General features: G+C 69.8%; 11 protein-coding genes. 10 read left to right on the plus strand and 1 reads right to left on the minus strand.

All coding sequences use genetic code 11. The features are described 5' to 3' along the window. The first annotated feature begins 61 nt into the window (after positions 1–61). The 5 genes from miaB to mdoH all read left to right on the plus strand — a co-directional run bounded on the left by miaB (position 62) and on the right by mdoH (position 7,406). Complete coding sequence (miaB, locus tag ASD34_RS08325) at positions 62–1,423, plus strand: tRNA (N6-isopentenyl adenosine(37)-C2)-methylthiotransferase MiaB (protein ID WP_056575564.1); 1,362 nt, start codon at positions 62–64, stop codon at positions 1,421–1,423. Next, positions 1,423–2,850, plus strand: coding sequence for a sensor histidine kinase (locus ASD34_RS08330; RefSeq protein ID WP_056575568.1), 1,428 nt, complete (start codon positions 1,423–1,425; stop codon positions 2,848–2,850). Before miaB ends, ASD34_RS08330 begins: the two co-directional genes overlap by 1 nt. A gap of 85 nt (positions 2,851–2,935) precedes the next feature. Further along, on the plus strand, positions 2,936–3,547 hold the full coding sequence (locus ASD34_RS08335; RefSeq protein WP_235510011.1) for a hypothetical protein: 612 nt from the start codon (positions 2,936–2,938) through the stop codon (positions 3,545–3,547). Between the two features lie 61 nt (positions 3,548–3,608). After that, entirely contained in the window at positions 3,609–4,997 is a 1,389-nt protein-coding gene (locus ASD34_RS08340) for a sigma 54-interacting transcriptional regulator (RefSeq protein WP_056575574.1), read from the plus strand. A gap of 402 nt (positions 4,998–5,399) precedes the next feature. After that, positions 5,400–7,406, plus strand: coding sequence for a glucans biosynthesis glucosyltransferase MdoH (gene mdoH, locus ASD34_RS08345; RefSeq protein WP_056575577.1), 2,007 nt, complete (start codon positions 5,400–5,402; stop codon positions 7,404–7,406). A gap of 141 nt (positions 7,407–7,547) precedes the next feature. On the opposite strand, the gene ffh is transcribed toward mdoH, so the two are convergent. Further along, entirely contained in the window at positions 7,548–8,942 is a 1,395-nt protein-coding gene (ffh, locus tag ASD34_RS08350; RefSeq protein WP_056575580.1) for a signal recognition particle protein, read from the minus strand. A gap of 192 nt (positions 8,943–9,134) precedes the next feature. On the opposite strand from ffh, the gene ASD34_RS08355 reads away from it, so the two are divergent. Genes ASD34_RS08355 through ampD form a run of 5 tightly spaced genes read left to right on the plus strand, consistent with a single transcriptional unit; the run spans position 9,135 to position 14,052 of the window. Beyond that, on the plus strand, positions 9,135–9,947 hold the full coding sequence (locus ASD34_RS08355; RefSeq protein ID WP_056575582.1) for an inner membrane protein YpjD: 813 nt from the start codon (positions 9,135–9,137) through the stop codon (positions 9,945–9,947). Beyond that, entirely contained in the window at positions 9,944–10,201 is a 258-nt protein-coding gene (locus tag ASD34_RS08360; protein ID WP_056575585.1) for a PP0621 family protein, read from the plus strand. The genes ASD34_RS08355 and ASD34_RS08360 overlap by 4 nt, the downstream gene beginning before the upstream one ends. Continuing rightward, positions 10,198–11,895, plus strand: coding sequence for a two-component system sensor histidine kinase NtrB (locus ASD34_RS08365; RefSeq protein WP_056575589.1), 1,698 nt, complete (start codon positions 10,198–10,200; stop codon positions 11,893–11,895). Before ASD34_RS08360 ends, ASD34_RS08365 begins: the two co-directional genes overlap by 4 nt. Before the next feature lie 5 nt (positions 11,896–11,900). Continuing rightward, positions 11,901–13,448 carry a sigma-54-dependent transcriptional regulator gene (locus ASD34_RS08370; protein WP_056576178.1) on the plus strand — a complete coding sequence of 516 codons (1,548 nt, stop codon included), beginning with the start codon at positions 11,901–11,903 and terminating at the stop codon, positions 13,446–13,448. Then, the gene (gene ampD, locus ASD34_RS08375; RefSeq protein ID WP_056575592.1) at positions 13,435–14,052 is read left to right on the plus strand and encodes a 1,6-anhydro-N-acetylmuramyl-L-alanine amidase AmpD; all 618 of its coding nucleotides are present in this window, start codon (positions 13,435–13,437) and stop codon (positions 14,050–14,052) included. Before ASD34_RS08370 ends, ampD begins: the two co-directional genes overlap by 14 nt. The last annotated feature ends 77 nt before the right edge of the window (positions 14,053–14,129 follow it).

Here is a 14,129-nt window from a genome sequence, read left to right on the forward strand (position 1 = left end):
CGCGGGCGCCACGCGCGCCCCGCAGCCCTTCCTCCTTTCGAAGGGCACAGAGAGCTCCCCCATGAAAAAAGTATTCATCAAGACCTTCGGCTGCCAGATGAACGAGTACGACTCGGACAAGATGGCCGACGTGCTCCACGCCGCGCAGGGCTACGAGCCCACGCAGAACGTGGACGAGGCCGACCTCATCCTGTTCAACACCTGCTCGGTGCGCGAGAAGGCGCAGGAGAAGGTGTTCTCCGACCTCGGTCGCGTGAAGCACCTGAAGGCCAAGGGCGTGAAGATCGGCGTGGGCGGCTGCGTGGCCAGCCAGGAAGGCCAGGCCATCATCGCGCGCGCACCGTATGTCGACATCGTGTTCGGCCCACAGACGCTGCACCGCCTGCCCGAGATGCTGAACGACCGCGAGCGCCTGGACCGCCCGCAGGTCGACATCAGCTTCCCCGAGATCGAGAAGTTCGACCACCTGCCGCCGGCGCGCGTCGAAGGCGCGACCGCTTTCGTGTCGATCATGGAAGGCTGCTCCAAGTACTGCAGCTACTGCGTGGTGCCCTACACCCGCGGCGAGGAAGTGAACCGCCCGCTGGACGACGTGCTGGTCGAGATCGCCGGCCTGGCCGACCAGGGCGTGCGCGAGATCACGCTGCTGGGCCAGAACGTGAACGCCTACCGCGGCAAGATGGGCGAGACCGCCGAAATTGCCGACTTCGCGCTGCTCATCGAGTACGTGGCCGAGATCCCCGGCATCGAGCGCATCCGCTACACCACCAGCCACCCGAACGAGTTCACGCCCCGGCTCATCGAGGCCTATGCCAAGGTGCCGCAGCTCGTCTCGCATTTGCACCTGCCGGTGCAGCACGGCAGCGACCGCATCCTCATGGCGATGAAGCGCGGCTACACGGCCATGGAATACAAGAGCACGGTGCGCAAGCTGCGCGCCATCCGCCCCGACCTGGCGCTCAGCAGCGACTTCATCGTCGGCTTCCCCGGCGAGACCGACGCCGACTTCGACAAGATGATGAAGCTCATCGACGACTGCCAGTTCGACAACAGCTTCAGCTTCATCTTCAGCCCGCGTCCCGGCACGCCCGCCGCCGCGCTGGCCGACGACACGCCGCACGAGGTGAAGCTGGCGCGCCTGCAGACGCTGCAGCGCGTGATCGACGGCAACGTGCGCCGCTTCGGCGACGCGCTCGTGGGCAGCACGCAGCGCGTGCTGGTCGAGGGCGCCTCGCGCAAGGACGCGAACGAGCTCATGGGCCGCACCGCCTGCAACCGTGTCGTCAACTTCGAGGGCGACGCCCGCCTCGTGGGCCAGATGGCCGACCTGCGCATCACCCGCTCGCTGGCGTACACGCTGCGCGGCGAGGTGGTCACGCGCGAATCGGCCCTGGCGGCCGCCGCCACGACGCTCGCCCACTGATGGCGAAACGTCCCTCCGTCCGGGGCTCGTTCCAGCAGCTCCTGCTGTTTGCCTTTTTGCTCATCACCGCGCTGCTGGTGGGCGTGGCGCTGCGCTCGGTGCTGCAGTACGACGCGCTCGTCACGCAAAGCCGCGACGCCGCGGCGCGCGCGCTGCGCCTGTCGGGCGCCTCGCAGTCGCTGGCCGAGCGCAGCGCGGCCATGGAACGTGCGGGTCGCCAGTCGCTCGTGCTCAACGACGCCGTGCTGCGCCGGCGCTTCGACGAGGCCGCGCGCGAAGCACATCAGGTGCTGGAGCGCCTGGAGCGCAACGGCCTGCCGGCCGCCGGCATCGACATGTGGCGCGGCCAGCTCGGCGTGATCGAAGGGCTGCTCAGCGGCAGCCCCGACAGCGCCCTGGCGCGCGAAAGCACGATGGCGATGCAGTTCCGCGAACTCGACGCGCTCAACACCAACATCGCCCAGCAGGCGCAGTTCCTGATCGAAACGCAGAACGACGCGCTGGCCAAGCGCATCGAGAACGCGCGCCGCCGACTGATGCGCGAGGTGGTGGCCGCCAGCGTGCTGGCCGTGTCGCTGGCGCTGGCCTTCGGCATCTGGCTGGCGCGCCCCTTCAAGCGGATGGAAAACGCCATCGTCGGCCTGGGCCAGAACCGGCTCGACGAACCGATCGACATTCGCGGCCCCGCCGACGTGCGGCGTGTGTCTCAGCAGCTCGAATGGCTGCGGCTGCGGCTGACCGAACTCGACGCCGACAAGGCGCGCTTCCTGCGCCACGTGTCGCACGAGCTGAAGACGCCGCTGGCGGCGCTGCGCGAAGGCGTCTCGCTGCTCGAGGACGGCGTGACCGGGCCACTGAACCCGGCGCAGCTCGAGGTGGCGCAGATCCTGCAGCAGAACACCGTGTCGCTGCAGAACCAGATCGAGGCGCTGTTGCGCTTCAACGCCGCCGCTTTCGAGGCGCGCGAGCTGCGCCGCGAGCGCACAGAGCTGCTGCCGCTGATCGAAGAGCAGATCGAGGCCCAGCGCCTGCAGTGGCAGGCACACGGCCTGCGCGTGCGCGCCGAGGGCGAGCCGATCGCCCTCACGGTCGACCGCACCAAGCTCGGCACCGCCATCGCCAACCTGCTGTCGAACGCGATCCGCTTCTCGGCCGCGGGCGGCGTCATCACCCTGGCCGTGTCGGGCACGCCCGAGGCGGTGCACATCGACGTGTGCGATGCCGGTCCCGGCATTGCCACGGGCGACCGCGACCGCATCTTCGAACCCTTCTTCCGCGGCGAGCGCCAGCCCGAGCACACGGTGAAAGGCACCGGCATCGGACTTTCCATCGTGCAGGAGTACATTGCAGCCCATGGGGGCCGCATCGCCCTGCTGCCGGACGGCCCCGGTGCACGCTTTCGCATCGAACTGCCGCGCACGACCTGACCCCGGACACCCCCACCCACACCGCCCCGCGCCTTTTCGACCCATGTTCCTTTCGTTCGTCCGCAGATCCACCTTCGCCGGGGCCATGGCCGTGCCATGCATCCTGCTGCTGGCAGCCTGCGCCTCCCAGCCCAAGCCGCCGGCCGAAGCCGACGCGCTGCCGCCGCCCGTGGCCGCGCCGCGCGTGGTGCCGGTCGAGGCCGAGCCTCGCGCGCCCGCCACGCAGCCGGCCTCGCTCTTCACGCAGCTCACGCAGGGCCCCCTCACGGCCATGCTGGCCTATGCCGACAAGGTGCGCCCGCTGGGCGGCGCCGACCTGAGCGCAGAAATTTCGCGCGTCGGCGAACAGGGCGACACGCCCGCGGCGCAGATGCAGCTCGCGATCCTGCTCGCGCAGACCCGCGTGCCGGCCGACCTGGCGCGCGCGCTGGGCCTGCTGCAGCGCGTGATCGGCAACCCCGCGCCCGAGGCCCAGCCGCTGCATCCGCTCGCGCGGGCGCTGGCGGCGCGCTACATCGAGCAGCGCCGCGTCGAGGACGACCGCGACAAGCAGGTGCAGCAGCTGCGCGACAGCCAGCGCCGCATCGACCAGCTCAACGAGCGCATCGAGGCGCTGCGCGCCATCGAGCGCAGCTTCGCCCGGCCCAACTCGTCAGCACCCGTCACTGCCCCCAGCGGGGGCAGAACGAATCCATGAACACCGTGCCGCGCCGCCACAGACAAGCTCGCACCGACGTGCGAAGCACGGAGGTACATCGATGAGTACAGCGGGCGCCCGCCTCCTCGTGGTCGATGACGACCCGGACATGCTGCGGCTGCTCTCGATGCGGCTGGTGTCGGCGGGCTACCAGGTCACGGCCGTCACGTCGGCCGAGACCGCGCTCACCCAGCTCGAGATCGAGCACCCGCAGCTGGTGCTCAGCGACGTGCGCCTGCCCGGGCGCGACGGCCTGCAGCTGTTCGACGAGATCCGCAAGCGCCACCCGACGCTGCCAGTCATCCTGCTGACCGCGCACGGCACCATCCCCGACGCGGTCGAGGCCACGGCGCGCGGCGTGTTCACCTACCTCACCAAGCCCTACGACGCGCGCGAACTGCTCGAGAAGATCTCGCAGGCGCTGGCGCTCGGCGCCCCGGCGGCCACGCCGAGCAAGACCGGCGACGACAGCTGGCGTTCGGAAATCGTGAGCCGCAGCAACCGCATGGCCGAGCTGCTGGCCGAGGCGCGCATGGTCGCGAAGTCGGACGCGTCCGTGCTGCTGCGCGGCGACTCCGGCGCCGGCAAGGAACTGCTGGCACGCGCGATCCACAAGGCCAGCGCGCGCGCCGACAGGCCCTTCGTGGCGGTCAACTGCGGCGCCATTCCCGAGGCGCTGCTCGAATCCGAGCTGTTCGGCCACATGAAGGGCGCCTTCACCGACGCCCACGCGAACCACAAGGGCCTGTTCCAGCAGGCCGACGGCGGCACGCTGCTGCTCGACGAAATCGGGGACATGCCCCCCGCGCTGCAGGTCAAGCTGCTGCGCGTGCTGCAGGAGCGCGCGGTACGCCCGCTGGGCGCGAGCCAGTCGATCGAGGTCGACGTGCGCATCGTTTCGGCCACCCACCGCGACCTGGACGCCGCGATGGAAGCCGGCCAGTTCCGCGAAGACCTGTATTACCGCCTGAACGTGGTGACGCTCACGCTGCCGCCGCTGTCGGCGCGGCGCGAGGACATTCCGCTGTTGGCCAACCACTTCCTGCAGAAGCTGTCGACCAAATACGGCAAGCGGCTGTCGGGCTTCGCGCCCGAGGCGCTGAAGGCGCTGACCACCGCCGCGTGGCCGGGCAACGTGCGCCAGCTCTACAACGTGGTGGAGCAGGTCTGCGCGCTGTCGGGCTCGCCGCTGATCCCGCTGGCGCTGGTGCAGCGCGCGCTGCGCGTGCCGAGCGTGGAGGTGCTCACCTATGCCGAGGCCAAGCAGCGTTTCGAGCGCGACTACCTCGTCGGCCTGCTCAAGCTGACCGACGGCAACGTGGCCGACGCCGCCCGTCTGGCCGACCGCAACCGCACCGAGTTCTACCGCCTGCTCCAGAAGCACGAGCTCACGCCGGGCAACTTCAAGGCCGACGTTGTCGCTCCCGGTGGCGACCCTGTCGCCGAGTAGCGACAGGCCTAAGTCGTTGATTTGAAAGGCTGTTTCCCGAGGGCCTCCCCGGCTTGTCGGGATTCGGCGACAAAAATGGGGGTTTCGGGGGCCCGGCAGGCCCATCCCCCACGGAAAACGGTTCCAAGTCTCTCCAAGTCGTTGATCTGAAAGCGTTTTTCCAGGCTGGCACAGGGTTTGCCCCTGTACTGGCATGACAGCACTTACCAGCCCATCTTTCGCACTGCGTCCGCAGCGCGACGGCCTGCGTCAAAAGCAGTTTTCCTCCTCGCGGCCCCGTGCCGCGGGCCATTCGCTGACCGCGCTCCCGGGCGTCGGCGGCGCCGCCACGGACTGCGTCTTCAAGCGCCTTCCGGCCATTGGCGACACCCCCCTCGACAAGCAACGTTGGTGAATGAAACGATGAAGCCGAACGACTTCTCCCAACTCAACGTCCTCGCCGAATCCGATTTCGCGCGCCGCAGCGCGCTGCGCGAGGAACGCCACCCCAACGCCGTCACGGCACCGCCGGTCAACCGCGGTTCCATGGCACCGCGTCCCTGGCGCGGTTTCTGGAACAGCATTGGCACTGCCCTGCTCGTGCGCCTGGGCGCCGGCCGCGCTCCCGCCGCCACGCAAGCCGCCCCGGCCCCGCAGGCCTGGGAACGCGCCGCCGGCCAGCGCCGCCTCGCCTTCATGCTGCTCACGCTGCTGAGCACCGTGATCGCGTCGTCGCTGTTCGCCAGCGTGCAACCCGACTACGACAACGTCTGGCTCGAGTATGGCCAGATCGGCCTGTACGGCCTGCTCTCGGGCTGGGTCGTGACCGGCTTCGTGACCGCGCTCATGGGCTTCTATGTGTCCGTGCGCGGTGACAAGCACGCCCTCTCGGCAAAACAGGTGGCCCACCACCCGATGAACCCCGAGGCACGCACCGCGATCATCATGCCGATCTGCAACGAGGACGTGGCCACCGTGTTCGCCGGCCTGCGCGCCACCTGCGAATCGGTCGCCTCCACGGGCCACGCCAAGCAGTTCGACGTGTTCGTGCTGTCCGACAGCTACAACCCCGAGACCGCCGCCGCCGAGCGCGCCGCCTGGGAAGACCTGCGCGCCGCGCTGGCCGAGAGCCCGAACCAGCCACAGGTCGAGGTGTACTACCGCCTGCGCACCCGCCGCACGCACCGCAAGGCCGGCAACGTCGCCGACTTCTGCCGCCGCTGGGGCAAGGACTACCGCTACATGGTCGTGCTCGACGCCGACTCCGTCATGAGCGGCGACTGCCTGGCCTCGATGGTCAAGCTGATGGAAGCCAACCCCACCGCCGGCATCATCCAGACCGCGACGCAGGCCATCGGCCACGTCACGCTGCACGCCCGCGCCCAGCAGTTCGCCTCGCGCGTCACCGGCCGCCTGTTCACACTGGGCATGCAGTTCTGGCAACTCGGCGAGTCGCACTACTGGGGCCACAACGCGATCATCCGCGTCGAAGCCTTCATGAAGCACTGCGCGCTGGCCCCCATCAAGGGCACCGGCGGCATGTCGGGCGGCATCATGTCGCACGACTTCGTCGAAGCCGCGCTGATGCGCCGCGCCGGCTACCACGTGTGGCTGGTGTCCGACCTGGTTGGCAGCTACGAACAGCAACCGCCGGACCTGCTGGCCGAGCTGCAGCGCGACCGCCGCTGGTGCCAGGGCAACCTGCAGAACGCCCGCCTGATGGCCGAGCCCGGCATCCACCCGGTGCACCGCGCGATGTTCGTGACCGGCACCATGGCGTATGCCTCGGCCCCGCTGTGGCTCGCATTCCTGACACTGGGCACCGCCCTGTGGCTGAGCGGCTCGAGCCTCGTGTCGAGCTGGAGCGTGCTGCCCGCCGAACTCGCCGGCCTGTGGCTCTGGACCCTGTGCCTGCTGTTCCTGCCGCGCGTGCTGGGCATCGCCGCCGTGCTGATGCGCGGCGAGCAACGCCAGTACGGCGGCACTTGGGGCCTCGTGAAGAGCTCGGTGCTCGAAGCCGGCCTGGCCATCGTGCAAGCCCCGGTGCGCATGCTGGCCCACTCGCTGTTCGTGCTCGTCGCCCTCACCGGCATCAAGCTCGACTGGAAGTCGCCCCCGCGTGAAGCCGCCGCCGTGCCGTGGAAGGTCGCGGCTTCGCAGCTGGCCCCGATGACGCTGGTGATCGCCATGCTGGCCGTCGGCGTCGCCATGATCGACCCGAGCGCGCTGGTCTGGCTCATGCCTGTCGGCCTGCCGCTGCTGCTGGCGATTCCGCTGACCGTGCTGACCAGCCAGATCGCGCTGGGCACCACGCTGCGCGACCGCGGCTTCCTGCTGATTCCCGAGGAATCGCGTTCGCCCGCCGTGCTGCGTCGTGCGTGGATGCATGCCTTGCGCCTGGCGCGTCCCGCTGCGTTGGCCACCGCCTGATGCGCTGAAGACAAGGCACCGGCAAGAAGCCGACCTCCGGGTCGGCTTTTTTCATGGCGCGTGTCGGGCCCGAAAAAGAAAGAAGGCCCGCGGGTTCACACCGGCGGGCCTTCTTTATATGCAGAGAGCGGGAACGTTCGCCTAGAACGGCAGCTTGCCGCCGCCTCCGCCCATGCCGGGCATTCCGCCCATGCCCTTCATGCCGCCCATCTTCTTCATCATCTTCATGAGGCCGCCGCCCTTCATCTTCTTCATCATCCCCTGCATCTGCTCGAACTCGTTGAGCAGGCGGTTCACTTCCTGAACCTGCACGCCCGCGCCGGCCGCGATGCGGCGCTTGCGCGTGGCCTTGAGCAGTTCGGGCTTGCGGCGCTCCAGCGGCGTCATGCTCTGGATGATCCCCTCCTTGCGGCGGATGTCGCGCTCGGCGCGGGTCATGTCGGCCTCGCTGGCCTTGGCGGCCATCTGCTGGGGCAGCTTGTCCATCAGGCTGGAGAGGCCGCCCATCTGCTTCATCTGCTGCAGCTGGCCGAGGAAGTCGTTGAGGTCGAAGCCCGCACCGCTCTTGACCTTGGCCGCGAGCTTCTGCGCCGCTTCGACGTCGACGCCGGCCGTGACCTGCTCGACCAGCGCGACGATGTCGCCCATGCCCAGGATGCGGCCCGCATGGCGCTCGGCATCGAACACCTCCAGTCCGTCGATCTTTTCGCTCGTGCCGGCGAACTTGATCGGCACGCCCGTGACCTGGCGCACCGACAGCGCCGCACCGCCGCGCGAGTCGCCGTCGGTCTTGGTCAGGATGATGCCGGTCAGCGGCAGCGCTTCCTTGAAGGCCTTGGCGGTGTTGATCGCGTCCTGGCCCTGCATGGCATCGACCACGAACAGGGTTTCGACCGGGTCGAGCGCCGCGTGCAGCTGCTTGATTTCGGTCATCAGCACTTCGTCGATGGCCAGGCGGCCGGCCGTGTCGACCAGCAGCACGTCGAAATAGTGGCGCCTGGCGTGGTCGAGCGCGGCGCGCGCGATGTCCAGCGGCTTCTGGTCGGGCGTGCTCGGGAACCACTCGGCGCCGGCCTGCCTGGTGACCGTCTTGAGCTGCTCGATGGCGGCCGGACGGTACACGTCGCCCGACACGGTGAGCACCTTCTTCTTGCGCTTCTCGATCAGGTGCTTGGCCAGCTTGGCGGTGGTGGTGGTCTTGCCGGCGCCCTGCAGGCCGGCCATGAGGATCACCGCCGGCGGCTGGGCCGCGAGGTTGATGTCGGACACGCCCTCGCCCATGGTCGCGGCGAGTTCACGGTTGACGATGCCGACCAGCGCCTGGCCCGGCTTGAGCGAGCCCAGCACTTCCTGGCCGAGCGCCTTCTCCTTCACGCGGGCGACGAAGTCGCGCACCACGGGCAGCGCCACGTCGGCCTCCAGCAGCGCCATGCGCACCTCGCGCAGCATGTCCTGCACATTGCTTTCGGTGATGCGGGCCTGGCCGCTCATCGTCTTGACGAGGCGGGAGAACTTTTCAGTGAGGGCGGTGGCCATGGAGGAAATACCTTGTTGTCCGCGGTAGCGGACCGATAGAAAGTCGTGAAAACCTGGAAGCGGACGCGGGCTCGCTCTGTCGTGGAACCCGCGCAACCGGCTGTGCCGGACCGCGGATGCTGCCCCCGGCAAGGGGTGGGCGAAGCGGCACGACGTGCGCGAAGCCTGGGGGCGAGCCTATACACTCCACCGATGATTTTAGCGATCCCCTCCCCACTCGGCGTGGCGCTGGGCATCGCCACCGCGGCAGCCTACGGCTTTGCCGCTGCCGCCGGTGCGCGGCTCAGCCGCCAGACCACCCAATGGGCGCTCGGCATCGCATGGCTGCTGCATGCTGCAGTGCTGGGCCACGGGCTGATCGGCGGCGACCCTCGCTTCGGTTTCGCGCCGGCGCTGTCGGTCACGGCGTGGCTGGTGCTCACGGTCTACGCGGTCGAAAGCCGCCTGTACCCGCAATTGAAGGCGCGCCGCGCGCTCGCCTGGCTGGGCGCGGCGGCGGTGCTGCTGGCGTTGCTGTTTCCGGGCACGCCGCTGCATGTCAGCGCCTCGCCCTGGCTGCCGCTGCACCTGGCGCTGGGCATCGCCTCGTACGGTCTGTTCGGCGCCGCCGTGGTGCACGCCTGGCTGATCACGCGGGCTGAAAAGCAGATTCGCCTGGCCAGTGCCGATGCACAGGCCGGCGTGCCGCTGCTCACGCTCGAACGGCTTACCTTCCGCTTCGTCACCGCAGGCTTCGTGCTGCTGTCGGCCACGCTGCTGGCCGGCCTGCTGTTCAGCGAACAGCTCTACGGCGCCGCCGGCCGCGCCTGGAAGTGGGACCACAAGACCATCTTCTCGGTGCTCGCCTGGCTCAGCTTCGCCGTGCTGCTGACGGGCCGCGCGCGCTTCGGCTGGCGCGGTCGCACGGCGCGGCGCGTGCTGTACGCGGGCGCGGCGCTGCTGCTGCTGGCCTACGTCGGCTCGCGCTTCGTGCTCGAGGTCGTGCTGACGCGCCTGCCCGCATGAAGTACCTGCTTGTCTTTGCGGTGGTGTGGGTCGCGATCTGGCTCTGGCGCAAGAACCGGCGCGAAGAGATGCGCGACGCGCAACAGGAACGCGCCAGGAAGGCACAGCAACGCACGCCGGCCGTCGGTCCGCCGCAGGCCATGGTGCGCTGCGCCCACTGCGGGCTGCACCTGCCCGCGGCCGACGCACTTCCCGGGCCCGATGGCACGGCGTACTGCAGCGCCGCGCACCGCCAGGCCGGCACCGCTTCATGAGTTCTTTGCGCCGGTCGCGCGGCGAGCCGGCCACCGACTGGGACGTGCTCGACCTGGGCGCCGGCGACAGCACGGCGCTGCTGCGGCTGTGGCGCGGCTTCATGGCGGCGCGCTGTTTCGTGGCGCTGGTGCTGGTCCTGCTGCAGGGCGTGGCCTTCGCCATCGGACAGGCCGTGCAGCCGCTGCCGATCGTGCTGTCGGGCGGGTACTTCGTGCTGGCCTGGCTGGAGATGCGCTACGCGCACTTCGAGCCGCCGATCCGCGGCTTCTCCACCCTCTGGCTGCTGACCATCGGCGTCGACCTGGGCATCTTCAGCGCCTTGCAGGTGCTGCAGGGCGGCAGCGTCAACTACACGCCGCTGTTCGCGCTGCCGGTGCTGATGAGCGCGGTGCTCGGCACGCTGCTCGTGGGCCTGGGCACCACGGCCACCGTGACGCTGCTGCTGCTGGCCGACGCCGGCTGGCACTGGCTGCAGCAACCCGGAGATCCTTCGGCGCGCTTCGTGCAGGCGGCGCTCACCGGCACCGGGCTGTTCGTGGTGGCGCTGCTCGCGCACGAACTGGCACGCCGGCTGGCACGCGAAGAGGCCGTGGCGCAGCGCAGCCGCAGCCACGCGCAGATGCAGGCGCAGGTCAACGACCTGGTCATCGAAACCCTCAGCGAAGGCGTGCTGGTGATCGACGCCGAGGGCCTGGTGCACGCAGCCAATCCGGCCGCCGACGCGATCCTCGGTCAGGGCCTGGCGCAGTTGGCGTTGCCGTTCCCGCTGCACACCCAGCCGGCCTGGCATGCCCTGGCCGCGCTGGCGCGCCAGACCTTCGCGCGGCGCGCGCCGCAGACCGAAGAAATCCCGGTGGCGCAGGCCCGCGGCGCGGCGCGCGAGGTGCGCGTGCGCACCCGGCTCACGCCCACCGACGACCGCCGCGCCGACAGCCTGTGCGTGATGTTCCTGCAGGACCTGCGCGAACTCGAAGCCCGCATCCGCACCGAAAAGCTCGCCGCGATGGGCCGCATGTCGGCCGCGGTGGCGCATGAAATCCGCAACCCGCTGGCCGCCATCGCGCAGGCCAGCGCGCTGCTCAACGAAGACCTGACCGATCCGGCGCACCGCAAGCTGACCGACATGGTGCAGCACAACGCGCAGCGCCTGGCGCGCATCGTGGACGACGTGCTCGACGTTTCGCGCGCGCGCCAGCAGCGCGTGCTGTCGCTGGGCGAACAGCTGGTGCTCGACCCCGCCGCGCAGATCCTGGCCGAGGAATGGGTGCGCCAGACCCAGCGCAAGGGCGTGCGCATTGCGCTCGACGCGCCGGGCAGCGAGGTGCGCTTCGAGGCCGAGCACCTGCGCCGCCTCTTGGTGAACCTGCTGGACAACGCCGCGCGCTACGCGAGCCAGCGCGAGGGCGCGATCCAGGTCATCACCACGCTGCAACGCGCCGGCGTGCAGCGTGCCGCGTTGCTGGTGTGGAGCGACGGCGCGCCGCTGGAGCCGGCGGTGCAGCGCCACCTGTTCGAACCCTTCTTCTCGTCCGAGAGCCGCTCCAGCGGCCTGGGCCTGTTCCTGTGCCGCGAGCTGTGCCGGCGCCACGGCGCGACGATCGGCTATGAACGCCGCGCGCTGGTGCCGGGCGGCCCCGAGGGCAACGAATTCTTCGTCAGCTTCGCACCGAGCGAAAACCGGCTGACACAATAGTGGCCGTGAGCTCCCTTCCGCCTTCCGCCGCCGCCCCGCGCCCCGCGCAGATCCTCGTCATCGACGACGAGCCCGACCTGCGCACGCTCTACGAACTCACGCTGCTGCGCGAGGGCTACCGGGTGGAGGCGGCGGGCAGCGTGTCCGAAGCCTGGCAGCACCTGGAGGCCGGCCGCTTCGATGCCGTGATCACCGACATGCGGCTGCCGGACGGCGAAGGCATGGAGATCATCCATCGCATCCAGAAAGACCAGCGCAGCGAGCGCTGTGTGGTCATGACCGCCTACGGCTCGGCCGAGAACGCGGTCGAGGCGCTGAAGGCCGGCGCCTTCGACTACCTCACGAAGCCGGTCGACCTGAAGCAGTTCCGCGCCGTGGTCGCGTCGGCCGTGCAGGCCAACCGCGCCGCGGTGGTCGTGCCGCAGAAGCCGGTGCCGCAAGCCGCTGGCCGCGGCGGCGAACGCCCCGACGCACTGGCCGTGACGCGCAGCGGCGCCACCGCGCTCGACCGGCTGGTCGGCGACTCCGAGCCGATGCGCCTCGTCAAGTCGCGCATCGCCAAGGTGGCGCGCGGCATGGCGCCCGTGCTGGTGCGCGGCGAGTCGGGCACCGGCAAGGAGCTGGTCGCGCGCGCCGTGCACGGCTGCAGCCAGCGCAGCGAAGGCCCGTTCGTCGCGGTGAACTGCGGCGCGATTCCCGAGAACCTGCTCGAAGCCGAGTTCTTCGGCGCCAAGAAGGGCTCGTACACCGGCTCGGCGCAAGACCGCGACGGCTACTTCCAGGCGGCGCGCGACGGCACGCTGTTCCTCGACGAGATCGGCGACCTGCCCTTGGCCATGCAGTCGAAGCTGCTGCGCGCCATCCAGGAACGCAGCGTGCGCGCCATCGGCTCGACGCAGGAAGACGCGGTCGACGTGCGCATCGTGAGCGCCACCCACAAGGATCTGCACGCCGAGGTGCTGGCCGGCCGCTTCCGGCAAGACCTGTTCTATCGGCTCAATGTGATCGAGATCGCGGTGCCCGCGCTGCGCGAGCGCCGCGAAGACCTGCCAGCGCTGTGCACCGCGCTGCTTGCGCGCATCGCGCAAGACGGTGGCCTGCCCGCGCCGCGCCTGTCCGACGCGCTGCTGCAGCGCCTGGCCCAGCATCCGCTCGACGGCAACGTGCGCGAACTCGAGAACCTGCTGCACCGCGCCGTGGCGCTGAACGACGGCGACGAGCTGCACATCGACCTGATGGGCACGCTGCCGACCGCGACCCGCAGCGACGCCGCACCGACCGAGCCCACGACCGCACCCGTGGTGGCGCCTGCGACGGTACCGGCCGCCGAGCCCAAGCCCGCACCGCCGCCGTTGCCGTCCGACCTGCAAGCCTGGCTCGACCAGCAGGAGCGCGAGATCCTCGTGCGCGCGCTGCACGAAAGCGGCTTCAATCGCACGGCCGCCGCCGCGCGGCTCGGCATGAGCCTGCGCCAGATCCGCTACCGCATCGCGCGCCTGGGCATCTCCACGCCCAACGGCGACGACGGCACCACCGCGCATGCCGACGACTGACGACGCCGTCACCCCACCGGCCGGCGACGACGGACTCTGGCGCGCCGGCTGGTACCGCTTCGCCAAGGCCCTGCCCTCGCCCAACTTCGGCCCGCGCCCCGTCGGCGCGCAGACCGACCTGATCGTGCTGCACTCGATCAGCCTGCCGCCGGGCGAATACGGCGGCGACGCCGTGCAGCAGCTCTTCAGCAACCAGCTCGACTGGGACACGCATCCCTACTTCCAGTCGATCCGCGGGCTCGAGGTGTCCTCGCATTTCTATGTGCGCCGCAACGGCGATCTCTGGCAGTTCGTGAGCTGCGAAGACCGGGCCTGGCATGCCGGCGTGTCGTCGTGGCGCGGACGCAGCAACTGCAACGACGATTCGGTCGGCATCGAACTCGAAGGCCTCGAGGGCGAGCGCTTCGAAGAGGCGCAGTACGAAACGCTGGCCAGCCTCTGCGCCGCGCTCGCGCAGCACTACCGCATCGCCCACATCGCGGGCCACGAGCACATCGCGCCCGGCCGCAAGCAAGATCCCGGCGCTGGTTTCGACTGGCGCGTGCTGCGCGAACAGCTCGGCTGGAGTCCACATATGTTTCCCGAGCAGGTGGTGGCGCGCTAATTTTTTCAATCGAGGGGCCCCTCGCGATGCGGCGCTCTCGCATCGCAGCAATCTCGCAAGCGGAGGCGGGCGACGTA

Source organism: Variovorax sp. Root473 (assembly GCF_001426505.1).
Lineage (GTDB): Bacteria > Pseudomonadota > Gammaproteobacteria > Burkholderiales > Burkholderiaceae_C > Variovorax.